Source organism: Peribacillus sp. Hz7, assembly GCF_042136355.1.
In the GTDB taxonomy this organism is placed as follows: Bacteria; Bacillota; Bacilli; order Bacillales; family DSM-1321; genus Peribacillus; species Peribacillus asahii_A.
The window spans coordinates 462,828-488,846 of sequence record NZ_JBHHJV010000002.1 but is presented as its reverse complement, the minus strand read 5'-3'; the positions used below and the strand labels follow the sequence as shown (position 1 = coordinate 488,846).

At 37.2% G+C, this 26,019-nt stretch carries 30 protein-coding genes and 1 pseudogene; 24 read left to right on the top strand and 7 right to left on the bottom strand.

What is annotated here, in order from left to right; all coding sequences use genetic code 11:
• Positions 1–93 precede the first annotated feature (93 nt).
• Positions 94–1,409: pseudogene (locus ACE199_RS06000) on the bottom strand (IS3 family transposase); the annotation flags it as partial.
• A gap of 280 nt (positions 1,410–1,689) precedes the next feature.
• Between ACE199_RS06000 and ACE199_RS05995 the strand changes: the two are divergent.
• From ACE199_RS05995 to pstB, 4 genes are read left to right on the top strand one after another with little or no spacing between them, the layout of a single operon-like run.
• Positions 1,690–2,655, top strand: a complete 966-nt coding sequence (locus ACE199_RS05995) for a PstS family phosphate ABC transporter substrate-binding protein (RefSeq protein WP_375348963.1) — start codon at positions 1,690–1,692, stop codon at positions 2,653–2,655.
• Between the two features lie 60 nt (positions 2,656–2,715).
• Positions 2,716–3,675, top strand: a complete 960-nt coding sequence (pstC, locus tag ACE199_RS05990; protein WP_127762620.1) for a phosphate ABC transporter permease subunit PstC — start codon at positions 2,716–2,718, stop codon at positions 3,673–3,675.
• A 3-nt stretch (positions 3,676–3,678) separates the two neighbouring features.
• Positions 3,679–4,557 (top strand): phosphate ABC transporter permease PstA, encoded by an 879-nt coding sequence (gene pstA / locus ACE199_RS05985; RefSeq protein WP_375348962.1) that lies wholly within the window; start codon positions 3,679–3,681, stop codon positions 4,555–4,557.
• 59 nt (positions 4,558–4,616) lie between these two features.
• Positions 4,617–5,402, top strand: a complete 786-nt coding sequence (gene pstB, locus ACE199_RS05980) for a phosphate ABC transporter ATP-binding protein PstB (RefSeq protein ID WP_375348974.1) — start codon at positions 4,617–4,619, stop codon at positions 5,400–5,402.
• 205 nt (positions 5,403–5,607) lie between these two features.
• On the opposite strand, the gene ACE199_RS05975 is transcribed toward pstB, so the two are convergent.
• Positions 5,608–6,084: a hypothetical protein gene (locus tag ACE199_RS05975; protein ID WP_375348961.1), complete on the bottom strand. Its 477-nt coding sequence runs from the start codon at positions 6,082–6,084 to the stop codon at positions 5,608–5,610.
• Complete coding sequence (locus ACE199_RS05970; RefSeq protein ID WP_127761378.1) at positions 6,077–6,466, bottom strand: hypothetical protein; 390 nt, start codon at positions 6,464–6,466, stop codon at positions 6,077–6,079. The genes ACE199_RS05975 and ACE199_RS05970 overlap by 8 nt, the downstream gene beginning before the upstream one ends.
• Before the next feature lie 518 nt (positions 6,467–6,984).
• On the opposite strand from ACE199_RS05970, the gene ACE199_RS05965 reads away from it, so the two are divergent.
• The 5 genes from ACE199_RS05965 (at position 6,985) to ACE199_RS05945 (ending at position 10,407) form a co-directional block, all read left to right on the top strand.
• Positions 6,985–7,590, top strand: a complete 606-nt coding sequence (locus ACE199_RS05965) for a hypothetical protein (protein ID WP_375348960.1) — start codon at positions 6,985–6,987, stop codon at positions 7,588–7,590.
• A gap of 103 nt (positions 7,591–7,693) precedes the next feature.
• Entirely contained in the window at positions 7,694–7,843 is a 150-nt protein-coding gene (rpmG, locus tag ACE199_RS05960; protein WP_119115532.1) for a 50S ribosomal protein L33, read from the top strand.
• 110 nt (positions 7,844–7,953) lie between these two features.
• Complete coding sequence (locus tag ACE199_RS05955; protein WP_375348959.1) at positions 7,954–8,526, top strand: 5-formyltetrahydrofolate cyclo-ligase; 573 nt, start codon at positions 7,954–7,956, stop codon at positions 8,524–8,526.
• Between the two features lie 64 nt (positions 8,527–8,590).
• Complete coding sequence (locus tag ACE199_RS05950) at positions 8,591–8,776, top strand: hypothetical protein (protein ID WP_119115531.1); 186 nt, start codon at positions 8,591–8,593, stop codon at positions 8,774–8,776.
• A gap of 104 nt (positions 8,777–8,880) precedes the next feature.
• Positions 8,881–10,407, top strand: coding sequence for a rhomboid family intramembrane serine protease (locus tag ACE199_RS05945; RefSeq protein ID WP_375348958.1), 1,527 nt, complete (start codon positions 8,881–8,883; stop codon positions 10,405–10,407).
• Positions 10,408–10,411: 4 nt separating this feature from the next.
• On the opposite strand, the gene ACE199_RS05940 is transcribed toward ACE199_RS05945, so the two are convergent.
• Positions 10,412–11,269, bottom strand: coding sequence for a hypothetical protein (locus tag ACE199_RS05940; RefSeq protein ID WP_375348957.1), 858 nt, complete (start codon positions 11,267–11,269; stop codon positions 10,412–10,414).
• 173 nt (positions 11,270–11,442) lie between these two features.
• On the opposite strand from ACE199_RS05940, the gene ACE199_RS05935 reads away from it, so the two are divergent.
• The 5 genes from ACE199_RS05935 to ACE199_RS05915 all read left to right on the top strand — a co-directional run bounded on the left by ACE199_RS05935 (position 11,443) and on the right by ACE199_RS05915 (position 17,040).
• Positions 11,443–11,649, top strand: a complete 207-nt coding sequence (locus ACE199_RS05935) for a YqgQ family protein (protein ID WP_119115528.1) — start codon at positions 11,443–11,445, stop codon at positions 11,647–11,649.
• Positions 11,650–11,665: 16 nt separating this feature from the next.
• Positions 11,666–12,631 (top strand): ROK family glucokinase, encoded by a 966-nt coding sequence (locus ACE199_RS05930; RefSeq protein ID WP_375348956.1) that lies wholly within the window; start codon positions 11,666–11,668, stop codon positions 12,629–12,631.
• A 28-nt stretch (positions 12,632–12,659) separates the two neighbouring features.
• Positions 12,660–14,507 (top strand): LTA synthase family protein, encoded by a 1,848-nt coding sequence (locus tag ACE199_RS05925; RefSeq protein ID WP_375348955.1) that lies wholly within the window; start codon positions 12,660–12,662, stop codon positions 14,505–14,507.
• A gap of 98 nt (positions 14,508–14,605) precedes the next feature.
• Complete coding sequence (locus tag ACE199_RS05920; RefSeq protein ID WP_375348954.1) at positions 14,606–15,763, top strand: M14 family metallopeptidase; 1,158 nt, start codon at positions 14,606–14,608, stop codon at positions 15,761–15,763.
• Positions 15,764–15,858: 95 nt separating this feature from the next.
• Positions 15,859–17,040, top strand: coding sequence for a YqgU-like beta propeller domain-containing protein (locus ACE199_RS05915; protein WP_375348953.1), 1,182 nt, complete (start codon positions 15,859–15,861; stop codon positions 17,038–17,040).
• 48 nt (positions 17,041–17,088) lie between these two features.
• Here ACE199_RS05915 and ACE199_RS05910 read toward each other — a convergent pair whose 3' ends face one another.
• A complete protein-coding gene (locus ACE199_RS05910; RefSeq protein WP_119115525.1) occupies positions 17,089–17,262 on the bottom strand; it encodes a DUF2759 domain-containing protein in 174 nt (57 codons plus the stop codon).
• 211 nt (positions 17,263–17,473) lie between these two features.
• Here ACE199_RS05910 and ACE199_RS05905 point away from each other — a divergent pair, with 211 nt between their 5' ends.
• From ACE199_RS05905 to ACE199_RS05895, 3 genes are all read left to right on the top strand, one after another.
• Positions 17,474–18,097, top strand: a complete 624-nt coding sequence (locus tag ACE199_RS05905) for an MBL fold metallo-hydrolase (RefSeq protein WP_375348952.1) — start codon at positions 17,474–17,476, stop codon at positions 18,095–18,097.
• A gap of 45 nt (positions 18,098–18,142) precedes the next feature.
• Positions 18,143–19,312: a M20 metallopeptidase family protein gene (locus tag ACE199_RS05900; protein WP_375348951.1), complete on the top strand. Its 1,170-nt coding sequence runs from the start codon at positions 18,143–18,145 to the stop codon at positions 19,310–19,312.
• Positions 19,313–19,391: 79 nt separating this feature from the next.
• Positions 19,392–20,468: a class I SAM-dependent methyltransferase gene (locus tag ACE199_RS05895; protein ID WP_375348950.1), complete on the top strand. Its 1,077-nt coding sequence runs from the start codon at positions 19,392–19,394 to the stop codon at positions 20,466–20,468.
• A 45-nt stretch (positions 20,469–20,513) separates the two neighbouring features.
• Here ACE199_RS05895 and ACE199_RS05890 read toward each other — a convergent pair whose 3' ends face one another.
• Together ACE199_RS05890 and ACE199_RS05885 are read right to left on the bottom strand one after the other, a co-directional pair.
• Positions 20,514–20,756: a DUF2626 domain-containing protein gene (locus ACE199_RS05890; protein ID WP_119115521.1), complete on the bottom strand. Its 243-nt coding sequence runs from the start codon at positions 20,754–20,756 to the stop codon at positions 20,514–20,516.
• 87 nt (positions 20,757–20,843) lie between these two features.
• The gene (locus ACE199_RS05885; protein WP_127761366.1) at positions 20,844–21,545 is read right to left on the bottom strand and encodes a helix-turn-helix transcriptional regulator; all 702 of its coding nucleotides are present in this window, start codon (positions 21,543–21,545) and stop codon (positions 20,844–20,846) included.
• Between the two features lie 453 nt (positions 21,546–21,998).
• Between ACE199_RS05885 and comGA the strand changes: the two genes are divergently transcribed.
• From comGA to comGG, 7 genes are read left to right on the top strand one after another with little or no spacing between them, the layout of a single operon-like run.
• Positions 21,999–23,042, top strand: coding sequence for a competence type IV pilus ATPase ComGA (gene comGA, locus ACE199_RS05880; RefSeq protein WP_375348949.1), 1,044 nt, complete (start codon positions 21,999–22,001; stop codon positions 23,040–23,042).
• Entirely contained in the window at positions 23,008–24,060 is a 1,053-nt protein-coding gene (comGB, locus tag ACE199_RS05875) for a competence type IV pilus assembly protein ComGB (protein WP_375348948.1), read from the top strand. Before comGA ends, comGB begins: the two co-directional genes overlap by 35 nt.
• A 13-nt stretch (positions 24,061–24,073) precedes the next feature.
• Positions 24,074–24,388, top strand: a complete 315-nt coding sequence (gene comGC / locus ACE199_RS05870) for a competence type IV pilus major pilin ComGC (protein ID WP_375348947.1) — start codon at positions 24,074–24,076, stop codon at positions 24,386–24,388.
• Positions 24,375–24,809, top strand: coding sequence for a competence type IV pilus minor pilin ComGD (comGD, locus tag ACE199_RS05865; RefSeq protein WP_127761362.1), 435 nt, complete (start codon positions 24,375–24,377; stop codon positions 24,807–24,809). The genes comGC and comGD overlap by 14 nt, the downstream gene beginning before the upstream one ends.
• Positions 24,796–25,134 (top strand): hypothetical protein, encoded by a 339-nt coding sequence (locus ACE199_RS05860; protein ID WP_127761361.1) that lies wholly within the window; start codon positions 24,796–24,798, stop codon positions 25,132–25,134. The genes comGD and ACE199_RS05860 overlap by 14 nt, the downstream gene beginning before the upstream one ends.
• The gene (gene comGF, locus ACE199_RS05855; protein ID WP_375348946.1) at positions 25,118–25,564 is read left to right on the top strand and encodes a competence type IV pilus minor pilin ComGF; all 447 of its coding nucleotides are present in this window, start codon (positions 25,118–25,120) and stop codon (positions 25,562–25,564) included. Before ACE199_RS05860 ends, comGF begins: the two co-directional genes overlap by 17 nt.
• A complete protein-coding gene (gene comGG / locus ACE199_RS05850) occupies positions 25,554–25,934 on the top strand; it encodes a competence type IV pilus minor pilin ComGG (protein WP_375348945.1) in 381 nt (126 codons plus the stop codon). The genes comGF and comGG overlap by 11 nt, the downstream gene beginning before the upstream one ends.
• Positions 25,935–26,019: the final 85 nt, after the last annotated feature.

Sequence of the window (26,019 nt, the reverse complement as noted above, 5' to 3'; positions counted from 1 at the left end):
AATTACGGATTCCAAGATCCTAAGGCATGAGCGACTTTCCTGCACTTCTACTATAAAAAAATAGTAGCACAAACCATGGCCATGGTTTGTGCTACTAATGTTAGTATGTTTTAATTTTGCCTTGATTCGTTTGTGATTATAGTAATCGATATATGTTGCTAGTTCTTGCTTAAAGTGTTCTATACTCTCAAATTCTTTAAGATAAAGAAGTTCTGATTTCATAAGGCCAAAGAAATTTTCTATAACTGCATTATCATAACAGTTTCCTTTTCGGGACATGCTTTGTGTAATGCCACGTTCACTAAGGGCATGACGGTATTGTTTCATTTGGTAATGCCAACCTTGATCAGAATGAATAAGGAGGGACTCCTCATCTGTTAGACGTTCGAAGGCTTGATCTAACATAGTGGAGACAAGGGCATAAGTTGGTCGTGAGCCAAGTGTATAAGTGATGATCTCGCCGTTAAATAAATCTAATATGGGCGATAGATATAGTTTCTCTCCAAATAGTTTAAACTCCGTAATATCTGTAACCCACTTTTGATTGGGTTTATCAGCTTGGAAGGCACGATTTAGAATATTTGGTGCTATCTTGCCAACAGTTCCTTTATAAGAGCGATATTTCTTCATACGAACCAGACATTTTAGTCCTAATTCTTTCATAATACGCTGTACCTTTTTGTGGTTCACCTTGTGTCCGCGATTTCTAAGTTCATCACGAATACGGCGGTATCCAAACCGACCTTCATGTTCATCAAAAATAGATGTAATCCATACTTTCAGTTCTGCATCTGGATCCGGACGACCGAAGTTTTTCACCCAATAATAATATGTACTGCGAGGGATGTCTGCCAGCTTAATAAGTGCTTTCACCGGAAATTCATACCTTAATTCATAGACTACTTGTGCTTTGTCTTGTTTGGTGATTTTTCCTTGTTTTGAACTAAGGCATTCAACTTTTTTAAATAAGCATTCTCCATGCGTAAACGCTCTAATTCTTCTTGTAGTGCTTCGACCGATCCTTCAACAGGATTTGATTTCTTTGTGTTCTTTTTCATAGTCGGACGCCCCTTGTGCTTTGATATCAGGGCATCTTCTCCTTGTTCTGCGAATTGTATTCTCCATTTACGGATTAAACCTGACGAGGGTATATTAAAAATCGCTGCTGTTTCATTCGAAGACGTCCCATGATCATTCATATATTGAAGTACGTCTAGTTTAAACTCTGCAGAATAACTTGTATAGGACTTTTTAAACGCTTCTACACCATTTTGCTTGTATTGCATTACCCAAGTTCTAATCATATAATCTGTAGCCCCGATGGATGTTCCAATCGAACGATAGCTTTCATTACCACTTAAATAACGTTGAACAGCTACTAATTTATCCTCTGCATTAAATTTAGTCATAAAAAAACTACACCCCTAATCGTTAGATTTTGTCTAACAATTGGGGTGCAGTTCAATTCAGAAGCGTGTTTTTTTTTTTTGAAGGTGACTTTGTTATATGATGTTACCAACTGTTACTTGGATAGCTTTTTCTTCTATCGAGACAATAAAAGAAAGGGTGTATTTACATGATTCGAACAACTCTTTACACAATCTTAATATTGCATTCAAATGGAATTAATAGTGCTATTGTATTCTTGTAACTGTAGGAAAGATAATTAATCATTCAGGGGGAAAATTGATGAAACGTCTTAAATTTGCCGCATTCGCAACAATTATCGGAGGAGCTATGGCTGTAACAGCTGCATGTGGTTCTGATAGTGCAAAAGATAGCAACAGCAATGCAAGTGAAACGGACAAACCATTACAAGGTGAAATCGCAATTGATGGATCTTCAACGGTTTATCCAATTATGGAAGCTATCGCTGAAGAATATATGGCGCAACAGCCTGATGTAAAAGTATCAGTTGGTTTCTCTGGAACGGGCGGAGGCTTTGAAAAATTTATCGCAGGTGAAACGGATTTAAGTAATGCGTCACGACCTATTAAGGATGAAGAAAAAACTCAATTAGAGAAAAATAAAATCGATTTTACAGAATTAGAACTAGCTTATGATGGTTTATCCATTGTTGTAAATAAAGAAAATGATTTCGTTGATCACTTAACAGTTGATGAATTGAAAAAACTGTGGGTAGAAGATGGAAAAGCGAAGAAATGGTCGGATATTCGTCCAGAATGGCCGAAAGAAGAAATTAAATTCTACTCACCAGGAACGGATTCTGGAACATACGATTACTTCAATGAAGTCATTTTAGAAGAACAGCCACTTGTTGAAAATGCTACTCTTTCAGAAGATGATAATGTTCTTGTTCAAGGAGTAAAAGGTGATAAAAATGCTATCGGTTTCTTTGGATATGCATACTATGCGGAAAATCAAGATTCATTAAAGGTTGTCCCAATCGATAATGGTAATGGTGCAGTTGAACCAACGCATGAAACGATTAAAAGTGGGGAATATGCACCTCTATCTCGCCCATTATTCACATATGTAGCAAACCAATCAGTAGCTGATAAAGAGCAAGTAGCAGATTTTGTAGAATTTATGGTTGAGAATGCTGGTGAGCTTTCAGAAGAAGTAGGTTACATTTCTTTGGAAGATAAAGAATACGATAAAGATTTAGAAGCAGTGACTCAACTTAAGAAATAAGCTTTAAATTTAGCGAGAAGGTGGGAAGTATCTTGCTTCTCATCTTGCATTTGCTAAATGATGAACGAGGAAGGAGTTACAATTTTGCGAGTACAACAAGCTCAGTATTCTATAAGAGAAATGATTCAAGAGCGTAAGCAAAAGAAACGTATTCAAATAGAAAGATTTATTCCGTCTATTCTTTTATTAACTGCGGCTGTTTCAATATTAACTACATTAGGGATTGTTTTTACGTTAATCTTTGAAACAATAACTTTCTTTAAAGAAGTATCTGTTTCAGAATTTTTTACTGCAGATAAATGGTATCCCTTTGCTGAGGCTGCTTCTTACGGAGTAATGCCGCTTGTCCTAGGTACCTTAAAAATAACAATGATTGCTGCTTTAGTTGCTGTTCCAATCGGGCTGGCAACAGCCATTTACTTGAGTGAATATGCTTCAGAGAAAACACGCAGAGTGATTAAACCGATTCTAGAAGTATTAGCTGGAGTACCGACTATTGTATATGGGTTTTTCGCTTTAACCTTTGTGACACCGGTATTGCGATCCATCTTTCCTTCGCTAGAGATGTTTAATGCATTAAGTCCAGGACTTGTCGTTGGAATTATGATCACACCGATGATTGCTTCACTATCAGAAGATGCCCTTGTTTCTGTACCACGTGCTATGCGTGAAGGTGCATTGGCGTTAGGATCAACGAAATTAGAGGTAACTTTAAAAGTAGTCCTTCCTGCTGCTATTTCTGGAATTGTTGCTTCTATTGTTCTAGCGTTATCAAGAGCGATTGGTGAAACGATGATTGTAAGTGTTGCTGGTGGGTCGACACCAAGTTTGAATATGGATGTAACAACCTCTATTCAAACAATGACTGCTTATATTGTGCAAGTAAGTACAGGAGATGCAGGGTATGGAACAACGATTTATTATAGTATTTACGCTGTAGGTATGACGTTATTCCTCTTCACTCTTGTTATGAATTTACTAGCTCAGTACATCTCTCGCAAAGTTAGGGAGGAATACTAAATCATGAAGCTTATTGATAAAACAATTGTGGCAAAGAAAATGCCTATAAGACTTGTGAGGAACAAGATTCTAAAAGGGTTATTTTTCTTAGCAACCACATTCGGACTTCTCGTACTCGGTATTTTATTGTATCGGATATTCACTCAAGGAATTGGTTATCTAGATTGGGATTTCTTCCAAAACTTCGCTTCAAGAAGGCCGGAGGAAGCGGGAATTAAGGCTGCGTTAATCGGATCGATTTGGTTAATGCTCGTTGTAGCACCTGTCGCGCTGTTACTTGGTTTAGGGACAGCGATTTATTTAGAAGAGTATGCAAAGAAAAACTGGTTTACTTCCTTTATTAAATTAAACATTTCAAATCTTGCAGGTGTACCATCGATTATTTTTGGATTGTTAGGACTTACAATTTTTGTTCGAGCACTTGCTTTAGATCGTTCTGTTTTAGCGGCAGGGTTAACGATGAGCCTTCTCGTATTACCTGTTATTATTGTTGCTGCTCAAGAAGCAATTCGTTCTGTGCCGCGTGAGTTACGTGAAGCATCGTATGGAATGGGAGCAACGAAGTGGCAGACTATTGTTCGTGTTGTATTACCGGCTGCAATCCCAGGGATTTTAACCGGAAGTATTTTAGCTCTATCTAGAGCCGTTGGGGAAACAGCACCGCTCGTTGTAGTTGGTATTCCGATGTTTATCGCCTTTTTACCAAAAACCGTATTTGATACGTTTACCGTTTTACCGATGCAAATTTACAATTGGACTTCACGTCCACAAGAAGAATTTCAAAGTGTAGCAGCTGCAGGTATTCTCGTTTTACTGTTCTTGCTGATTTTTATGAATTCCATTGCTGTTTTCATACGTAATAAGTTCCAAAAAAGATATTAATGAAGGGAAGACAACGAATCATGAATATGACGTTATTGAGAACAAGTGAGGCTTTTAATATGGACAAAACGGTCGTGTCTCAATTAGCTAAAGAGAAGGTATATGAAACGTCTCAGTTAAATTTATGGTACGGAGAAAAGTATGCTTTAAAAAATATTGAATTAGACATCTACCAAAATGAGGTTACGGCTATCATTGGACCATCTGGATGCGGGAAATCAACGTATTTAAAAACGTTAAACCGTATGGTTGAACTGACTCCTAGTGTCCGAACTTCGGGGGAAATTAAATATCGCAATCGAAACATATTAGATAAATCATATAAAGTGGAAGAGTTGCGTACGCAAGTTGGTATGGTGTTCCAAAAGCCGAATCCGTTTCCAAAGTCTATTTATGAAAATGTTGCGTACGGACCAAAAATTCATGGAATTCGAAATAAAAAAGTGTTGGATGAAGTAGTTGAAAAAAGTTTACGTGGGGCAGCGATTTGGGATGAAGTGAAAGATCGTCTTCATGACAATGCGTACGGATTATCCGGTGGACAACAACAACGTTTATGTATTGCTCGTTGTTTAGCCATTGAACCGGATGTAATTTTAATGGATGAACCAACTTCAGCGCTCGATCCTATTTCAACGTTAAAAGTAGAAGAACTTGTACAACAGCTTAAAGAGCACTACAGTATTATTATCGTGACACATAATATGCAACAAGCAGCTCGGATTTCAGATCGCACGGCGTTTTTCTTAAATGGAGAAGTGATTGAATATAATGATACAAATACCATTTTTTCTCGTCCAAGTGATCAAAGAACGGAAGATTATATTAGCGGTCGCTTTGGGTGAAGCGAACAAGCACTCTTTTGGGGGCGGGATTCAATATCCGGCCTTTTTGGTTATTCTCATAACAGTCCGATATTTGTTAGATTCTTTATCCCGCACTTAACGGGCAGTAAGCCCCCCGTTGATAGAAGTTTCACTTTATTTTGAAGATGAAGAAAGCATAACTAAAAAGGATAAGTCCATGCCATTTTTAGCTACGCTCCGTTTTCTAATGAGTTAAGAGATGTCCTAATTCTTCATAGCTCATATCGCTTGCTACGACAAATTCATCGACTTGAACGCGTCGTGTTAGTCCGTTTTTATTCATATAGTTTTGAAACTTCGCTGCATCATCAATAATTTTTTCAGTTGCCAACGTTTCGGCGATTTCTTTCACTGTCATTTTGTATTTAACTTGTAGCGTATAAGTTTTGACGTCTTGTTTTGGTTGTTCTTGTTTTTTAGCTATATTATTGGGCGCTTCTATCGTTTCTTGTTTTACTTCTTTCTCTGGTGTTGGTTCTGCTTTGTTTATAGCGTCCGTTTCTTTCATGACGATGTAATTTTGCTCTTCTAACATCTTTTTAGCGTCCATTGCAGTGATTGTACGATTTTGATGTAAATCGTTTCCGTAATAAAACCCGGCGATGAGAGCGGTTGAAAAAATAATACCAGCAGCAAAAGCTCGAAGTGTTGCGTTACTCATGCTCTAATCCTCGCAATCCCTGTTCTTCAATCACCTGAATAATTTGTTCTTTTGTTAAAGTAGACTGTTTCTCAATTTGTTCTAAAGAACGGCCTTGACGATAGAGTGCAGCTACCTGACTTTTGATAATTTCATTAATTGGTTGGATTGTTGAAAGAGGTTGATAAGGTACAGAAGTTGAGCGATATTTAGGTTCGTCCTGAATTAAAAGCTCCTCTTCAAGGATTTTCACTTTTTTCTTTAATTGAAAGATGTCCTGCATATGAGTTAGTGTTACTTGTTCTAGTTCTTCTTCTAACTTGGCTACTTTGTCTTTTTTTATGAATGAAATGATCAGCAAGACAATAGCCAAGGAAAATAGAGAGAGTATAATCCACTCCATGTTTTCACCTCGACGTTAAAATTAGATATATATACCTCTATTCTACACATTTCTTATGAAAAAGGACAATCTTGCTTCAGTCTGGCCTAGGAAGATTTGTCTATTTTTATCGTACGGTCACTTGATTGAAGCGAGCGGAAATCTTAGTGAGCGCAGAACGCGGCTAACCATCAGTGGGGGATGAAGAAAAACCCCAAACTGATGAAAGTTTTACTTTGTAGGTAAAAAGTATTGCGATTATGTATAGTGCTTTCGCTTTTGTCCAAAGAATGCTTGTGAAAAAAGTTAAGATTCGACAAAAAGTGTTTATTGTCCATATGACTATTCAATGATAACATTATATTAAGTTGAAAATATTGAAAATTCTGTATTTTGGAACGGATTAGTAGTCCGTTAGGCTCCTTACTTCAAAGCGGAAAACCATCAAAAAAAGGAATAAGTAAGGGACGAATAAAACTCCCACTGAATAATGTTTCACTAACATGTTATAAACTTAATTTTAAGAAAGGGATGATCACGTGAATGCACTGTCAGCGTACATTGAGCATGATAGCCGGGAATTACCTCGTAAGACATTGAAAGCAGGGTTATGGATGGATGAAAGCTTTGATTGGTATTCAGAGGAAGATATGATGAGCCATCCTGAAGGAGGAATTCGTACACTTCTACAATCCTTTACAAAACAGAAAATTATGTATTCCAAGTTCACCATTAAAAATACGACTTTAGAGGTGAAATCTCCTAAAGTATTCTTTCAGTATGAAAACGCTTTCGAACGTCAGGCCGTCGCTTTTTATAGTCCTCATGAGCAAGCCATTATGCATGTTGCACCAAATTCTGTTGCTTTACTAGGAGGCGTAATGAAAGGCAAAGGAATTGCGCAGTACTGCATCCAAGGTAAAGGTGGACTCTATGAAAATGGTTGCTTCAAATCTTTAAGAGAAGGTCTATTATTCTATTCACCGCTTGCAAAAGGTCAAGTAACCAGTATTTTTACTCTCGAATCAGAAATCTTACCGTTAGAATGCGTAGAAGTGGTTGCTTGGGCCATTCATGCTGATACAAAGGAAGAAGCTCAATTTCTTAACCACGAATTGTTTCAAGCAGTTCAAAAAGAATTCTGAAACATATGATTTCCCAAAAAACAGACTAGCATTTCAACCAGAATAATGCTATTATAGATGAGTCCTATGTACAAAATGTTAATATGTTTGGAGGGAAATACACATGCGCGTAAATATTACATTAGCTTGCACTGAATGTGGAGATCGTAACTATATTTCTAAAAAAAATAAACGTAATAATCCAGATCGTTTAGAGCTTAAAAAATACTGCTCAAGAGAAAAACGCAGCACGCTTCACCGCGAAACAAAGTAAGCAACAGGAGTTTTCCTGTTGTTTTTTTTATGCGAATTTTTTGCTCAGCTGTATGTAGTTAAGTCGATATAATGAACAACTAAAATACATTATAAAAAGGAGTGAGGAACGTGAAGGAAGTGAAACGAAAGATTAGGAATGATATGAAAGCTACGCTTGAAAGGCTTTCAGAAGAACAGCGTATAAAGTATACGAATCAAATCACTGAGCAATTATTTCACCTTGAAGAATGGAAAAAGGCGAAAGTGATCGGAATAACGATTGCTGTTCCTCCGGAAGTGCCAACGGCCTCTATTATTGAGCAAGCATGGAGTGAAGGGAAGAAAGTAGCTGTACCGAAATGTTATCCGCAAACGAAAGTGATGGAATTCAAAGAGATTACCTCATTTCAACAGTTAGAATCGGTGTATTCTAATTTACTAGAGCCTATTGCTGAAACGGTGTGCGTTGATTCAGAAGAAATAGATGTATTAATTGTACCTGGATTAGCCTTTACAAAAGAAGGATATCGTTTAGGGTTTGGCGGCGGCTATTACGATCGATTCCTTGTTTCTTTTAAAGGAACGACTCTTGCACTTGCTTATGAATGTCAATTAGTCGAAAATTTGCCGATTGAGGCACATGATTTGCCTGTTCATCAAGTTGTGGCAACAAACACAGTATTTCGAACGTCTACCCCGTGAATTTCTACATATTGCCTTCATAAAAATCTTCGCCTGTACCAAACTAATTGTAGGAGGGATAATTATGTGGAAAATGGTGCTTCAAATATTTGCAATCGGTGCTGTCGTTTATGTTGGGTATCAAAATCGTTATCGGTTATTAAATGTCGCTTTGTCTAGTGGAGCGCTTCGAAGATTTCTTGTTACACGCTCTTTAGATTTACCAGTTGTTCGAGATCGAATGATGCAAAGTGTATTAGGTCGAGGTTAAAGAAGGGAGCCGGGACAGGCTCCTTTCTTTTTTTACATTTGTAAACGAATCGTCTATAGTTAAATAAGATGAAAGAAGGGGCAGCAACGGAGTTTGTGAAGAAAGTGGGGAAGGTTTTGGGATTCAAAGAGGATTATTTATATTGGTCAATTATTTGGCAGCTAACATCTAAGTATGATTATCAATTAATTACAGCAACGGAAAACCAACAGGAAATTTGGTTGGAAAATGTAAGAAATAAAGAGTTTCCAGTGATTCGTCTCTTGCGTTCTGACTTGGATTGGGCGAACTGGTTAAAACGGGATATTGAACGAACGATTCAAAATGGAGAACAAATTCGAAAAAAACTGTATAGGAAGCCATTAAATGTATTCAATATTTATGTGACAAAATTTACTCCGGTAGATGACTATAGTTTTGCCACGCAGTCTTTTCATTATCAAAAAACAAAGCTGCAATCCTTTGTTTTGGATAGTGAGAACTTTCCAGAAGCGTTACAACTCCTTGAAAAGAAATTGCGAATGGAATTTTCGATTCAACTGCAAGAAGAAGAAGAACAAGTTCGGTATTTAAAGGAGAAAACATTAGCTGAATCGGTAAAAAAAGTAAAGAAAGAACAGCAAGTATTTGTTTCTGGTAAACCTTTTTTCACGTATATATTTATAGCGATTCAAGTGGCTGTCTTCTTGCTTATGGAAATAAGCGGAGGTAGTAAAAATTCAGAGACTTTAATTGAATTTGGAGCGAAATATTCCCCTTATATGTTGCAAGGGGAATGGTGGCGCTTTTTCACTCCAATTGTTATTCATATTGGTTTTATTCATTTATTGATGAATACAGTTTCTCTTTATTTAATTGGGTCAGAAGTAGAAAGAATTTATGGAAACACCAGGTTTTTGTTCATTTATTTATTGGCAGGTTTTACAGGTACATTAGCTAGCTTTGTGACGACCCCCAATTTAGCAGCAGGAGCAAGTGGTGCGATTTTTGGTTGCTTTGGCGCTTTATTGTATTTTGGGACCGTGTATCCAAAGTTGTTTTTCCGGACAATGGGTTCAGCTGTTATTGTGTTAATTATGATTAATCTAGCCTATGGCTTCTCTGTTTCTGGTATTGATAATGCAGGACATATTGGTGGTTTGATTGGTGGCTTCTTAGCTGCTGGCATTGTATCGTTACCGAAAAGAAAAACATGGCGACAACTTATTTTCTTAGCAGGGACAGCAGGTTTGATATATTTCCTTCTTCAATATGGATATAATCATCCGAATAGCGCAGCACTCAATGATGAAACGATGGCGCTAGTAGCTCAAAATTATGTGAAGGAAGGAGAAACAGCAAAAGCTAGTGAGCTATTACTCGACTACACCGAACGTCATGCCAGTACGCCAATTTCTTATTTTGTACTTGGAAATATTTATGCAGAAAAAGGCGACACAGCAGAAGCAAAGGCTTCTTATGAAAAAGCGATTGGACAAAATCCAAGATTTCATGAAGCTTATTATAATTTAGCTTTAATGCATACGCGTGAACAAGAAATGGAACAGGCTAAAAAGCTTGTTCAAAAAGCAATTGAGCTCGATCCTTCCAAGAAGTCGTATCAAAAATTAGCGGAGCAATTAGCTGACTAGTTAGCTAAATCTGTTGACGAAGCATGAACGGTGTTCCATCTTGAAGCGTGAATAAAACGAGCAGCTCGCTCTGGTCCTTGGCAACTAAAATTTGTGGAATGGAGCTGCCTTCAACTGGAAGGACTGTACCGTCTTCCGTTTTAATTCCTAAAATATAATGTTTATAAATGCCTTCCCAAAGTTTGCCGATGATTTCTTCTCGCTTTGCGCTTGGAAAGGTGCGAAAGATATGATTAGCCTTCGTTGGTAATTCAATTAAGGAAATTGTTTCGTACTGGCTTTTATCAATGTGAAAGTAAGTTAATGATTTATTCAAACGTGAAGCTAGTCGGGCATTTAGGTTATTATCTAGAACACTTTGCCATTGCTGCTGCTCAGCAGATACTGGCCTCTGGAATGTTTCAAAAGAAGGCGTTGTAATCGCATAGAGCTTTGCTTGGCTCATTTGTTGAACACTTGTGAACACATCTTTATTAGGATGAACTTCTGCATAATGGAACGTGACGGCATCATAACGAGCGCTGTCCCGTTCTTTCTGTTTGTCTTTTTGTATAATAGTTTGTTCATGCTGTTTCCATTTATTTAAGATTTCGATTAAGTCGCCGTTTTTATACAAAAGGGAGACATCTTGGCGTAAATAAGCAGGTTCAGCTAGTGTGGAACGAGTTTGCCAGTGGACCTGATAGGTTTTGTTATTAATTGGTTTGGCCGTTATATGAGTGGCCGCGTCTTCAAAATGAAGTGTGGGATCAATTGGGAAAAAAATGATGGTTTCTTCAGCTTGCCGCGTCGTTGAAAAATAAATCATAATAATCACGGTAACGAGCAATAGAATAAAATTATATATATATTGTCCTTTCATAGTTTCCTCCCCCGACTTATGCGCTGATTTCAGTATATGAAGGGAGAGGGACATGTATGAAAGGGTTTAAGTATAGGCGAGATGTTGAGTGAAGCTTATATAGGTAGAAGAGGCTTGTTACCTAGTAGTTAATTCGATATACTTTCAAGTAGAAAATAGTAAAGAGGTATGAGATGAAAACAATCTATGATATTCAACAATTTTTAAAAAAATTTGGGACATTTATTTATATTGGAGATCGTGTAGCTGATTTAGAGCTTATGGAAGCAGAAGTTCGTGAAATATATCGCTCACAAATGATGGATACAAAAGATTATCAAATGGCCATTTTATTACTACGACAAGAAATTGAACGTGAGAAGAAACGGAAAAATTCTTGATAAAAGGTGGGTGGCTATGGGGAAATGGCTGGTAGGTGTTGACTTAGGCGGTACATCAACGAAGCTTGCCTTTATTAATACATCGGGAGAGATTATATATAAATGGCAAGTTGTCACCGATATTTCAGAAAATGGTGTACATATTATTCCGAATATCGTCAAGGAAATAGACGCTAAGCTAGCAGAATTGAAGAAAAAGAGAAGTGAGCTTCTAGGTATTGGGATGGGAGCCCCGGGGCCAGTACGGTCTGAAAGCGGCTCCGTTTATGAAGCAATCAATTTAGGCTGGCGAAATTATCCGCTAAAGGATGTATTAGAAAAGAAGACATTGCTGCCTGTTGTCATTGACAATGATGCGAATATGGCCGCCTTAGGAGAAATGTGGAAAGGGGCTGGTCAAGGAGCAAAAGATCTCGTTTGTATTACGCTTGGCACAGGTGTTGGTGGCGGTGTCATTGCGAATGGGCAAGTCGTTCATGGAGCGAGCGGTGCTGCTGGTGAGGTTGGTCATATTACGGTTGTTACCGAGAATGGCGCACCTTGTAATTGCGGGCATACAGGCTGCTTAGAAACTGTGGCTTCAGCGACAGGAATTGTCCGTCTGGCTAAAGGAGCTTTAACGAAGAAAAAGATTTCTCTCCTACAAGAGAAAGTGAATGAGGGAAACTTGCTCTCTGCTAAACTAGTGTTTGAATGTGCGGCAGAAGGAGATAAGCTTTCGTTAGAGATTATTGAACAAATCAGTCATTATTTAGGGATGGCTCTAGCTCATATCGGTAACCTTCTTAATCCAGAGAAAATCGTTATTGGTGGAGGGGTTTCTAAAGCTGGTGATTTGTTAATTAATTCTGTTCGTACCGTTTTTCAAAAGCACGCTTTTAAACGTGTTTCGAAGTCGACGGAAATTTTACAGGCTACATTAGGCAATAACGCAGGCGTCATTGGTGCAGCTTGGTTGATAAAAAATCAATTAGATAAATGATTGGAATGGTTTGCAAGGGGGTGTATATTTGCATAAGAAAAATAGGAATTATTCTTTGTTATGGCTGGCGTTTATATTTCTTTGGTTAAAAACGTATATTGCCTATAAAGTAAGCTTTAACATTAACACGGATAACTTATTTGAAGAACTTATTTTATTTTTGAATCCAATTAGCTTTTTGTTGCTTGTTTTAGGTGTTTCAATCTTTTTAAAAGAAAGCAAGCGAACGCCGTATATATTAGTGATGAGTACACTCATAACATTTGTTTTATTTGCTAATTTAATGTTTTTCCGTTTTTTTAATGATTTTTTAACGATTCCTGTTCTTTTTCAAACGAGTAACATGAGTGATTTAGGCAGCAGTGTGCATGAATTAATGAATGTGACGGATTTGTTCTACTTCGTTGATTTGATCATACTTATTTTGTTAGTAAAGTATAGACCGGCTGCATTTGTTCAGCGAACATGGAATGAGCAAAGCCGAAAAGCTTGGGTATTTTTTGCGTTAGGCGTGACATTTTTTCATTTAGCATTAGCGGAAGCGGAACGTCCAGAACTATTAACAAGAACGTTCGATCGTGAAATACTTGTGAAAAATATGGGGGCATATCAATATCATTTGTATGATTTATTTTTGCAAACGAAGTCCTCTACACAACGTGCTTTAGCTGATGGCAGTGAATTAACTGAAATTGAAAACTATGTTCGAGCGAATCAAAAAGAACCAGCTGCCGATTTGTTTGGCATTGCTAAAGGGAAAAATGTCATTATGATTTCATTGGAATCGTTGCAGAGCTTCGTTATCAATGAAAAGGTGAACGGGAAGGAAATTACGCCTTTTTTAAATGAATTTATTAAAGAAAGCTATTATTTTGATAATTTTTATCATCAAACAGGGCAGGGAAAAACTTCTGATTCAGAGTTTATTATTGAAAATTCTTTGTATCCGCTTGGTCGGGGCGCTGTTTTTTTTACAAATGCGCAAAATGAATATAAAGCAATGCCGGAAATTTTAACGGAGCATGGCTATTTTACTGCATCTCTTCATGCAAATCATCGTAGTTTTTGGAATCGGGATATCATGTATGATGCTCTAGGCTATCAGCATTTTTATGATAGTGATGCTTATAAGACTACAGAGGAGAATTCTGTAAACTGGGGCTTGAAGGATAAGGAGTTTTTCTCACAGTCGATTAATCATTTAAAAGAGATGCAAGAGCCTTATTATGCGAAGTTTATTACGCTTACTAATCATTTTCCATTTACCTTAAATGAGGAAGACCGGACAATTGATCAGTATGATTCAAGTTCTAATACGTTAAATCGCTATTTTCCAACCGTTCGGTATATGGATGAGGCGGTCGAGCAGTTTATTCATGATTTAAAGCGGGAAGGTTTATACGATAATTCGATTATTGTTTTGTATGGTGATCATTACGGCATTTCAAAAAATCATAATGATGCTATGAGTCAATTTCTTGGAAAAGATATCACGCCATTTGAAACGGTGCAGCTTCAACGTGTCCCGCTGATTATTCATATTCCTGGTCAAGAAGGGCAAAACATTTCACATGTGGCCGGACAAATTGATGTAAGGCCAACATTGCTGCATTTATTAGGGATTCAAACGGACAATTATATGGAGCTCGGGAATGATTTATTCGCTAACGATTATATGGACTTTACTGTGCTTCGGGATAGTAGTTTTATTACCGATAATTATGTCTATACGATGGATACATGCTATGACAAGAAAACAGGAGAAGTTACTGATTTACAAGCGTGTCAGCCTTACGTCGATATCGCAAAGCAGGAACTTAATTATTCGGATAAACTGATTTATGGAGATCTTCTTCGTTTTTATGAAAAGAAATGAACCTGGCTGAAGCCAGGTTTTTTTATGGTGAAATTCAGATTTCCTTTACATTTTTGGTTAGTTTCATTCATAGAGTGAAGCAAGGATGGAGGGATGATATGAAAATTATCAGTAGAGAAGGAGACAATTTAGAGTATTATAGCCGTCTTTTTCAAATTCCACTAGAATTGATTCAGGATGCGAATCCACAGATGAAGAAAGAGAAACTATCAAGCGGATTTAAAGTAAAGATTCCTGGTTTTATGTTGCAAAAAGAGACCGAAATGTCGATGGAAACGGCAGGACGAGTGTATCAGCTTCCGCTCGATGCGTTGTATCTTGTGAATGGAGTGCAGCAATCGATGAACTCTCCATTTCTCATCCCAGTTCGCCTAATAAAACCGCTGATTAAGACGGAAAAATTGTATAGTTCGGCATCATTACAGAAAGATTTAGAGCTTTTAAGTACGTATTACCCATTTATGAAAGTAGAAACGATTGGTCATAGTGTATTAGGAAAAGATATTGTGGAAGTTCAATTTGGTCGTGGAGATTCAGTTGTGCATTATAATGGTTCGTTTCATGCCAATGAGTGGATTACATCAGCGGTATTAATGAAGTGGTTAAATGAATTGCTGCTGTCCTTTACAAATGAATCTTCCGCTTTTCTTCATCTATATCATCGTGTGAACATATCCATCGTTCCAATGGTGAACCCGGATGGCGTTGATCTTGTTGTATTAGGAGATCGAGCGGCGGAAGGGAAATTCAATGTACGTCATATCAATGAAGGAGAAACAGAATATTATGGCTGGAAGGCCAATATCCGCGGTGTAGACTTAAATAATCAATTTCCGGCCAATTGGCAGATTGAAAAAGAGCGGAAACTCCCAAAAGCGGAAGCACCGAGAGATTTTCCGGGTGAAATATTTTTATCCGAACCGGAAGCGATTGTGATGAAACAATTAGCGGAACGACGTAATTTTTCTAAGGTCATTGCACTTCATACACAAGGAAAGGAAATTTATTGGGGATATGAGGGACATGAACCAGAGGAATCAGAACGAATTGCTAAAGAAATGGAAAGACAGAGTGGATATCGAGCGGTTCGATATGTAGATAGTCATGCGGGGTATAAAGATTGGTTTATTCAAGAGTTTAAACGACCAGGTTTTACGGTTGAACTAGGCAAGGGAATTAATCCACTTCCACTTTCACAAATGCCTGCGATTTATCGAGAAGCTGTTAAAATTTTAATGGTTGGTTTATTTTTATAGAAAAAGGAAGAAAGTTTGAGTCCCATATTTCCTATTTTTGCTTTATAATGAGGTCGTAAGGTGGTTTAGTTACCTCGCTCATAAAAATGGGAGGTGTGTGGAGGATTAAAGCTTGTTATGCTGCTTTAAGCAAGCAGTTTCAAGGTAAGAGTATGGTAAATTTGAAATGTAGTGTTTGTTTTGTTTTATTGTCAATCTCCACTTTCCTGTTTTTAGCGGCTTGTGAGCCTGCCAAAAATCTACATCATCGTGAAAACGAAAATTCTAATCTACAAGAGCATTTTTCCTTCAATCAGTTGGCTGCAATAGACCAAGATACAGATGACATAGAAGCTGTTTACGGATGGCTTGATTCCAACACGATTCTATATTCTAAAAAGGCGAAAATGGAAGAATGGCCCCAGTTAATGGCCTGGAATTTGAAGTCGAATAAACATACCATTTTGTATCAGCCATCTGCACCAATCTCGTCGGTTTCGATTAGCCCGTCTAAATCGTATATTCTTGTATCAACACCGCTAGAAGAAAAAATACAAAGTAGTATTTTACGTGCCAATGGAGAGCTTGTATATTCTGTAGCATTACCTGCTTATGAAATCACATATGAGTGGAATATATATAAAGATGGCGTTTTGTTTTTTTCAAATTTTTCAAAAGACTGGTCGTATAATAGCTATATTGTCAATGTAAATGAGCAAACAATCGATATGATAGATCAGCCACAGCCATTTGCTCAGTGGGATAGTGAAAACGGAATGATGTTTCTTGATTGGCAAAAGGATCAACAAACTTTGACAGCACCGTTAGTTAGAAAAGAGTTAGATCGTGAAGAATTAGAAAGCATCATGTTAGATGTTGTTCATTTTAAGAAGATGAAGCAAACGCTGATGACGATTCAACTGCAAACTGAAAATCTAAATCGGGCTACGTATACATTTTTTGACGAACAAAATAAACCGATTACTTCTTTTTCCGTTCCGTATGTAAACAGCTATTCGGATTGGAAGATTCCATCCTATGATTTTAATGAGAAAAAAGGAGATTTCTTGACCTTTATTCCTTCAAAACCTACGTATTCTAATCAAAATGAAGCAGTATTTACTTTGATTACATTTAATTGGAAGACAGGTAAAAAAGAAAAGATACTCGAAAATATTAAAAGTAAATCATTAAGTTGCTCACCTGATGGGAACTTCTGTTTATATGGTTATCAATTGGAGAACATCATTGATATACAGCATAAAAAAGTGAAACCATTGTTTAAACTAAAGCAATAATACATACAAAAATCCCACCGTAAGTGGGATTTTTGTATGTATACATGTTTAGTGAGCAACAGGAAACCCGCTGTTAAGAATCGTCATGACAGTGAACCAGCCAAAGACAGCGGCACTTCCGCCAGCAAAGAGCAGTCCTAAATAATTCTTGTTTTTTAAAGTAGTAAAAACAGCGAACAATGCGAGGATTGAAACAAGTCCAAAAATAATCATCAGTACCATGATTTTGACCTCCTTATTAATCATTCAGCTTGTATAGTGTACCCAAAAACAAGATTGTTAAGAAAAACACAGGAATAAATTTGCATTTATTAACAGTTTACTTGGTTTTGAATAGTTTGTCGAGATGGAAAAATAGCTATGTTGATTGCTATTCCAATTTACGATTTGGTTATATAATGAAAGGAATAAAGAAATTGGAGTTGATAAGGATATGAAATGGAATCAAATCCCACTAGGGCCATTACAAACAAATTGTTACATACTTTCGGATGATCAAACATGTATTATTTTCGATCCGGGCGAGGAGCCCCAAAAGCTTATTCAATATATTCAAACGAAAAAGTTACAACCACTTGCCGTGTTATTAACGCATGCTCATTTTGATCATATTGGGGCTCTCGATGCTATTCGTGAACACTATCAAATTCCTGCCTATATTCACCAAAGAGAAGCAAAATGGCTCTCAGACCCAGCGTTAAATGGTTCGCAAAGATGGTTTCCAGATCATCCGATGTGCCTAAAGCCTGCTGAACATGTGCTGACAAGTGAACAAGAGCTGACGATTGGCTCGTTTCATTTTCAACTATTTGAAACACCAGGTCATTCACCGGGTAGTATTTCTTACTATTTGAAAGATAAAGGTATGTTATTTTCAGGCGATGTTCTGTTTTTAAATAGTGTTGGTAGAACCGATCTACCAGGTGGAAATCATGATCAATTATTGCAAAGTATTGAAAACAAATTACTTCCTTTACCGGATGATACAATTGTTTGTCCGGGGCATGGACCAGTGACAACAATTGGCGATGAGCGAGTAAGCAATCCATTTTTGTAAACGATAAGGCTCTATGATGGGATGGAAGAGGTGAAATCGATGCATATGGAAAAGATATATGCACAAATAGAAAATAGCTTTTCTGACCTGGTTGAATGGCGAAGATATTTACACCAAAATCCCGAGTTATCTTTTCAGGAAACGGAAACCGCAACGTTTATTGCCCAGAAGCTGCGTAGTTTTGGGTTAGACGTAAAAGAGAGTATTGGCGGAAATGGCGTTATTGGTATTCTTACAGGAGAACAAGAAGGGAAAACAATCGCCTTAAGAGCAGATTTTGATGCTCTTCCGATTCAGGATGAAAAGGAGACGACATATAAATCACAAAAAACAGGTGTGATGCATGCTTGTGGTCATGATGGCCATACATCTGCACTGCTTGGGGTAGCACGAACGCTTAGCCAGTTTCGAGAAAAAATAAAAGGGAAACTCATTTTTATTTTTCAACATGCAGAGGAGAAGCCTCCTGGCGGCGCAAAATTTATGGTCGAAGATGGGGCATTAGATGGAGTAGACGCTGTATTTGGTGCACATCTAGCAACAGATATTCCCTATGGAAAAGTGGCGGTTGGTTCAGGATTTCGTATGGCTGCAGTCGATGCTTTTACGATTACAATTGAAGGAAAAGGGGGACATGGAGCGAGACCTCATCAGTCAATTGATTCCATTGTGATTGGAAGCGAAATTGTCCAATCTTTGCAAAAAATTGTGAGTCGCAGAATCAACCCTTTACAGGCGGCAGTGGTCACTATTGGCGTTTTTCAAGCAGGTGATGCTTTCAATGTTATTGCCAATTCAGCTAAGCTTGAAGGAACCGTTCGTACTTTTGACCAGGATGTACGTGTTCAAATTGAAGAAGAAATTCGTTCTATTGTTAAAGGTATCACGGAGGCACATCATGCTAGTTATCATATTGATTATTTAAATGGCTATCCGGCTTTATATAATCATCCTTCGGAAACGGAATTATTGAGAGAAGTTTTGATAGAACTATTTTCGAAAGAGGCGATTGTAGAATTCGAGCCATCCATGGGCGCAGAAGATTTTGCATACTTTTTACAAGAAAAACCGGGAACGTACTTTAAAGTGGGGGCTCGAAATGAGCATGAAAGCACGCATTTTCCACACCATCATCCTCGTTTTGATTTTGAGGAGAAAGCGCTGGTCATAATCGGAAAAGCCTTTGTGAAAATTATTGAGCATTATGTATTCTAGCTAACAGGCATCTGAGACAAATTTTGTTTCAGGTGCCTATTTTTTATAATATTAGAAGGCAAATGGGGGTGGCAGTGTAATGGAGAAGTATATGAAACAGCTAATTATGAATAGTCCGGACCAAAAAATTTCTTTTTGCGAGTACATGGAGGCCGTTTTATATACGCCGGAGATTGGCTATTATATGCGTTCTAGGGAGAAAATTGGGAGAGATGGAGACTTTTATACATCTGTCAATGTAGGAGATGTATTTGGGAGAGTATTAGCTAAATGGTTTGCTTATTTAATAAAGGAGTACAACCTGCCTCCAACAATCATTGAAATTGGTTCTGGAGACGGAAAGCTTGTTTATGATATATTGCATTATTGGAAAGAGAAGGAGATTCAACTTTTTGATTGTGTTGAATATAGATTAGTTGATCGTAGTTTAGACCATCAGCAGAGACAAAAAGAACGGCTAATGGCTTTTCCGCAGGTTTCTTTTGGAGGTGTTCTTGAGCAATATTCAGAGATAAATGGAATTGTTTTCTCCAATGAGTTGTTCGATGCCTTGCCTGTTCATAGTATTGAGAAGCAGAATGGAGAAATGGTGGAGGTATTTGTTACAGTAAAGAACGAAATGCTTATTGAAATAAAATCGCCATTGAGGAATGATAAAATTATTTCTTATTTAGAGAGTCAGAACATTTGTTTAAAAGAAGGACAGCGTATGGAAATACCATTGCAAATGGTGGAACTGTATCAAAATCTTGCATCGCGAATACAATCTGGATTGCTTGTAACGATTGATTATGGTTATACAGATAAAGAGTGGCAACAACCCATTCATTGTCAAGGCAGTTTGCGTGGTTATTACCAACACAGAATGGTAAGGAATGTTTTAGAGCATCCAGGTAAGATGGATTTAACATCCCATATTCATTTTGATTGTTTAAGAAGAGAAGGAGTAAAGTATGGATTTGTCGAGGAGGATTTTTTACAACAGCAGGCATTTTTAGTGAAGGCAGGGATTATGGATGAATTAGAAGAAGATAATGGACTTGACCCATTTTCGGAAACAGCGAAGCGAAATCGAGCCATTCGAAGTTTACTTGTCGGGGGATATAGTGAGTATTTTCGAGTTCTTGTTCAGTCAAAGGGGCTTATTAACGGGTAAATCAACAGCCCATAAAATAAGATTTATGGGCGATGTATTATTATTTTAGTGAGCGGCACCAGGGGTCATTAAAAAGACCGTATAGTACGTAAATCCAGCGAAGAAAACGGTTAAGTATGCGCCAAACACATACAAATACATCCGTTCAGACAGTTTTAAATAACTTAAAAGCACAAAGAATCCTGTTTGAGCAAAGAAAAGTAAAGAAGTTTGGTACATATCGCCTAAATAGAAGAAAATGGCCATGATTCCTGTCCAAAAGCCACATACTCTAAACATGCGTTCCATTTGTAACCCTCCTCTTTTTTTCCAAACATTGTCATTATAAAACCATTATAGTGTAATTGATGGGGCTATGTAAAGCTGTGTTTGTATCTACTTTGTAATGATTGCTTTATATGTACAGAATGCGTATTCAGAAATAGAGTCTTGAATTTCTACTAGTTCTACTTTATCGAATACAGCTTGGACGATTCCGTTTAGAAAAGCGGCGTGCATTGTGGCAATGGCCTGCCGATTGGTTACAGCAATTTCACTAAATGGACAGTTAGAAATACGTAAAACAATTTCATTTTCTTCTGAATTTAGTTGGAAATTAGGAGAAAATCCTGCAGCGGTTGCGACATTATTGAGCAAATTGACTTTTCCTTGAAAGGATAAATGCTCAAAAGTAATGGCATTTTGAGCTAATTGTTGATTCACGAGTTCTTGACCGAATGTTCTTCCAGTATGGGATAAGGCCTCAATCCCTTGTTCCCCTAACTTACTCATCGATTCGATGGCTATTTTAGCAAGAAGCTGATAATCTCGGCTAGGAAAGTGAAGCTGAATAACTTTATCCGATAATCGATATAGCCTGCTTGGGCGCCCTCCCTTACCAGTTTTTCTTGTCTCAGAAACCAGCATATTTACGTCTTCTAGCTTGGATAGATGGAGTCGGGCTACGTTTGGATGAATGTCAAATGAATCAGCAATTTCTTGTACAGTGACATCATGATGATTTTTAATAATGTATTGGTAGATGTAAAATCGTGTAGGGTCTGCCAGCACATTTGTAATTCGTAATGTTTGTTCCACCTTCTCGCCTCCTAATGTTATTTGTTCCATTATAATACAGAGAGTAAAAAATGGAATGAAGGAAACGAGGATACACTTTTTGTTTAGAAAATGTTCACATTTTACACAGGTTAATAGTGTTTAATTATATACAAAAGCTATAAAATGCTTAAAAGTTAGTAAATTGTGAACAATTGGTGTTTTTTAAAACCGTCATTAGATGGCTTTAAAGTGTAATAGAACAGAACCTATAAGTAATATGAACGAAATGAGGTTATTTAATAAGTGGTATTTACTGGTTGTTTTTGAGTTGTAAATAAGTAACTTTGTTTAACAATAATTTTGATACGCAAACATTGAAAGTATAATCATGACATCGCCAAATAAATAAATTTTTTTTGAAAAAAAGAAGGATTTCCCCCAAAAAGTGTCGAAACTTGGAAACATAGAAAATGAGGAGGTGAATGCTCAGGCATGTCTATTGAAAAAACGGCAGATGATATTTTGAAGCGTGCTATCAGGTTAGCTGCATCAGATATTCATATTTTGCCTCGCAAAGAAGGTCCGCTCGTTCGATTTCGAATCGATAATCGACTCATTCCCCAAGAAACTCTCTCTTTTGAAGAAACAGAACGTCTTATCTCTCATCTAAAATATCTCGCATCAATGGATATCGGTGAAAAAAGAAGACCCCAAAACGGTTCGATTACGCTTCATTTAGAAGATCGAGTGATTGGACTTAGATTATCAACATTACCTACAGCATATGTTGAAAGTTTAGCCATTCGTTTAATTCCCCAGCAAAACATTCTGCCACTTAACCAACTCTCTCTTTTTCCAACCACTACCGAACGATTGATTTCTCTTTTAAAGCACTCACATGGAATGATTATTTTCACAGGTCCGACTGGATCAGGTAAAACGACAACGCTGTACTCCATCCTTCATCATGTGCAGGAATTGTATAACCGCCATGTTATTACTCTTGAAGATCCTATCGAAAATCAATCCGAAAACGTATTGCAAGTTCAAATTAATGAGAAAGCGGGAATTACGTATTCAGTTGGTTTAAAGGCAGCTTTACGTCACGATCCTGATGTGATTATGGTGGGAGAAATTCGTGATTCAGAAACAGCTAAAATAGCCATTAGGGCGGCACTTACCGGCCATTTACTGTTAACAACGATGCATAGCCGCGATGCCACCGGAGCTATTTCACGGCTGTTAGAGTTTGGTGTAAGCTGGTTAGAAATTGAACAAAGTTTAATTGCTGTAACGGCACAGCGTTTAGTCGAATTAAAAAATCGAAGAACAGTAGGCGGTGCTGCAAATAAGCGAGCAAGTGTGTATGAACTTCTTTATGGAAGAGATTTAGTGAAAGTGTTACAAGGGGTAAAAGGAGAGAATATTGAAGCTCGCCATCGAACGTTGAAAGAAGAAATCGGTAAAGCTGTAGCGATGGGCTTTGTTGAGAACAAAGAATTTGAAAGATTGGTATTTATTGATGAGAGGGGGTAAATGGAAGGTAAAGGAGCAAGCTTCATTTTTACTAAAGCTTGGGGAATTGTTGGAACATGGTTATTCTTTAGCACAAGCAATTCGTTTTTTAACGTTTCAGGAGTCGAAAAAAAGACAAGAAGATTTACAGGAAGGAATGGAACAGTTAAAAAATGGTGAGGCCTTACATCAAGTTTTAGCCGAAATGAAATTTCATTCTCAACTTGTAAGTTATATTTATTATGGAGAGCAATATGGTGAGTTATCGCGAGCATTAAAGGAAGGAGGGAAATATTGGACGAAGAGAGCGGAAGACTTGGACAAAATAAAGAAGCTATTCATTTACCCAATTTTTCTACTCTTTTTTATTGGTAATGTGTTTTTTATTTTGCAACGTGTACTTTTACCGAAATTTGAGACGCTTTTTGCTTCGATGCATATTGAACACAATATATTCTTGAACAGTATATTAGCTATCTCGGCTATTCTCCCGAAAATCCCTATCATTTTACTTCTATTGTGTATCCTCATTTATCTACTTAAACGATATTGGTTTAACCAATTATGCCCCCTTACTCAAAGAAGACTTATCTTGCATATCCCGGTTATTGGGATGCTTATTCGCTTATATGAAACCCACTTTTTTGCAAGTCAGTTTAGCGGCTTATTGTCCGGTGGTCTTTCTATTAATGAGAGCATACAGCTATTGGCGCAAAACAGGCAACAGCCTTTTTATAAAAAGCTATGTACCCAAATGCAGCGCGAGTTATTAGAAGGAAAGCAGTTTGAGGCGATTGTTCAGAAGCTTTCTTATTTTGAAAAGAACCTTTATATTGTGATAGCAAACGGTCAAAAGTACGGAAGACTTGATGAAGAATTATTTCATTATAGTCGTTTATTGTTAGAAAGAATTGAAGAGAGAACGAGTATGATTATGCGTATTATTCAGCCTATGTTGTTTTCATTCATCGGTCTGCTTATTGTCTCTATTTATTTAGCTGTATTATTGCCAATGTTTTCATTACTTAATGGCTTATAAGGAGGAGCTTTTGTTGAAAAGATTACGCAATGAAAAAGGATTTACTCTCATCGAGATGCTCATTGTCTTGCTCATTATTTCCGTTTTATTAATCATTACGATACCGAATATTACGAGGCATCAATCGACGGTTCAGACAAAAGGATGTGAAGCATTTGTGAAAATGGTACAGTCTCAGGTACAAGCTTATGAAATTGATCATAATAAATGGCCAGCTGATGTAGCGGAACTAAAAACGGAAGGTTACTTAATACAGACTACATGTCCAAATGGAGGAGCAGTTAGCATTGATAGCGATGGAAAGGTAACAGCTGATGCTAAAGAATAACAGCGGAGGGTATACGTTAACTGAGATTTTGATGGTTTTGTCCATTTTTCTTTTAATTGTTTCATTAAGCATCAATCTATATCCGCCATATATAGAAAGGATGGAAATAAAACAGTTTGTCAAGCAATTTGGAGACGATCTTTTTTACGCTCAGCAATATGCTATAAGCCATGAGCAACAGACAACTGTTTATATGTATAGTGATAATTATAAAGTGTCTTCGTCATCAGGCGATTATACGCTGCAAAGAACACTTCCTTCCCATATTACATTTAAGAATCGGACATTAGGAGAAAGAATTACTTTTAATAGTGTCGGTACAGCCATCACATCAGGGATTATGCATGTTCAATCAAAGCACGAGACATATAAATTAACAGTGTATATTGGTAAAGGGAGATTTAAATTTGAAAAAGTGTGACGGGTATATTTATTTAGATATGCTAGCAGCGTTATCCATGTGTTTATTTATTGTATTTGCGTTATTTCCTATATTCGATCAATTAAAGCTTAATAAGAAAAACATGTTGTTAAGGACAGAAGCGCATTATCTATTATATGAAAAGTTAACTGCATTTGCAGATGGAGAGATTGAGGCTGTGTCTATAGAAATCCAGCGCCAAAATCATCTGTTTACTTTGAACTGGGGAGTACCAAACGGCTTTCCTGAAATGGTGGAGGGTTGCATCCAGTATCAAAACGCCTTTGGTAAGAGAGAAGAGGTGTGTGATGCTACAAAAAAGTAATGGGTTTACGATGGTTGAAATGCTCATATCACTCGTCGTATTCATGATGATTTCTCTTTTTGTTTTACAAATCTTTTTGGTTATGTATCCCAATGGTATAACGAACAAGCAGCTCAACCATAAGGAATGGGAAGTTTTTTCGATACAGTTGCAAAAAGAATTGCGGGAATCGAAGAATCAAACAGTAAAGAATAATAAACTGTATTTGCTCACGAATGGAAGTGTAGCTTCGGTTGAATTGTATCAAAATATCGTACGGCGCCAAGTAGAGGGTTTAGGACATGAAATTTTATTGCAAAATGTCGCTGACTTTCAAGTAAACCAGAAGGGAAACCAAATTAGTGTAAAAGTTACGGATTATAGTGGGAAGCAATATAGTCGCACATTCCATCCATATTTTAAGAAAGAGTTTAACGTAAATGAAGAATGAAAAAGGTTTTGCGTCGCCAATTGTACTTGTTGTTTCGACCTCTTTCATTTTGTTGGCAGGGTATATGATGGAGCAATTTGTTCTGGATAAACGCTTTTATAAAGAAGTGGAAGAAACCTTAATGTCTGATCATTTATTGCGCTTAGCTGTTCGTGATTTGGAAAGAGAATGGGGCGAATTAGAAGAAGTCATAATTGAGCCGGCGATCCTTCTGTATCCAAATGGTGATGTGTATTATGAAGTGGTAAATCAAAATGAGGAAGTTGCTTCAGTTTATTTATACGGATCTACAGTCAATAACAGAAAGGGAGTGGTATTAATTTATTATGATAAGAATGTAGGAAAGGTAACAGAATGGGTGGAAAAATAGTCAATAGGTGTTTTTAGGGATGAATACAATATAGTTAACAGGGTTTATGGGAACGGGAAAATAACGGGCGGTAAACAGTTTGCTA

Coding starts and splice junctions, on each gene's coding strand:
- ACE199_RS05910 (WP_119115525.1), bottom strand. CDS start 17,262: ATGGTACTGATGATTATTTTTGGACTTGTTTCAATCCTCGCATTGTTC.
- pstA (WP_375348962.1), top strand. CDS start 3,679: ATGAAGCTTATTGATAAAACAATTGTGGCAAAGAAAATGCCTATAAGA.
- ACE199_RS05995 (WP_375348963.1), top strand. CDS start 1,690: ATGAAACGTCTTAAATTTGCCGCATTCGCAACAATTATCGGAGGAGCT.
- ACE199_RS05940 (WP_375348957.1), bottom strand. CDS start 11,269: ATGAAAGGACAATATATATATAATTTTATTCTATTGCTCGTTACCGTG.
- comGF (WP_375348946.1), top strand. CDS start 25,118: ATGCTACAAAAAAGTAATGGGTTTACGATGGTTGAAATGCTCATATCA.
- ACE199_RS05905 (WP_375348952.1), top strand. CDS start 17,474: ATGAAATGGAATCAAATCCCACTAGGGCCATTACAAACAAATTGTTAC.
- comGA (WP_375348949.1), top strand. CDS start 21,999: ATGTCTATTGAAAAAACGGCAGATGATATTTTGAAGCGTGCTATCAGG.
- ACE199_RS05895 (WP_375348950.1), top strand. CDS start 19,392: ATGGAGAAGTATATGAAACAGCTAATTATGAATAGTCCGGACCAAAAA.
- comGD (WP_127761362.1), top strand. CDS start 24,375: ATGCTAAAGAATAACAGCGGAGGGTATACGTTAACTGAGATTTTGATG.
- ACE199_RS05935 (WP_119115528.1), top strand. CDS start 11,443: ATGAAAACAATCTATGATATTCAACAATTTTTAAAAAAATTTGGGACA.
- ACE199_RS05950 (WP_119115531.1), top strand. CDS start 8,591: ATGTGGAAAATGGTGCTTCAAATATTTGCAATCGGTGCTGTCGTTTAT.
- comGG (WP_375348945.1), top strand. CDS start 25,554: ATGAAGAATGAAAAAGGTTTTGCGTCGCCAATTGTACTTGTTGTTTCG.
- ACE199_RS05890 (WP_119115521.1), bottom strand. CDS start 20,756: ATGGAACGCATGTTTAGAGTATGTGGCTTTTGGACAGGAATCATGGCC.
- pstB (WP_375348974.1), top strand. CDS start 4,617: ATGGACAAAACGGTCGTGTCTCAATTAGCTAAAGAGAAGGTATATGAA.
- pstC (WP_127762620.1), top strand. CDS start 2,716: ATGAACGAGGAAGGAGTTACAATTTTGCGAGTACAACAAGCTCAGTAT.
- ACE199_RS05930 (WP_375348956.1), top strand. CDS start 11,666: ATGGGGAAATGGCTGGTAGGTGTTGACTTAGGCGGTACATCAACGAAG.
- ACE199_RS05975 (WP_375348961.1), bottom strand. CDS start 6,084: ATGAGTAACGCAACACTTCGAGCTTTTGCTGCTGGTATTATTTTTTCA.
- ACE199_RS05900 (WP_375348951.1), top strand. CDS start 18,143: ATGGAAAAGATATATGCACAAATAGAAAATAGCTTTTCTGACCTGGTT.
- ACE199_RS05970 (WP_127761378.1), bottom strand. CDS start 6,466: ATGGAGTGGATTATACTCTCTCTATTTTCCTTGGCTATTGTCTTGCTG.
- ACE199_RS05920 (WP_375348954.1), top strand. CDS start 14,606: ATGAAAATTATCAGTAGAGAAGGAGACAATTTAGAGTATTATAGCCGT.
- rpmG (WP_119115532.1), top strand. CDS start 7,694: ATGCGCGTAAATATTACATTAGCTTGCACTGAATGTGGAGATCGTAAC.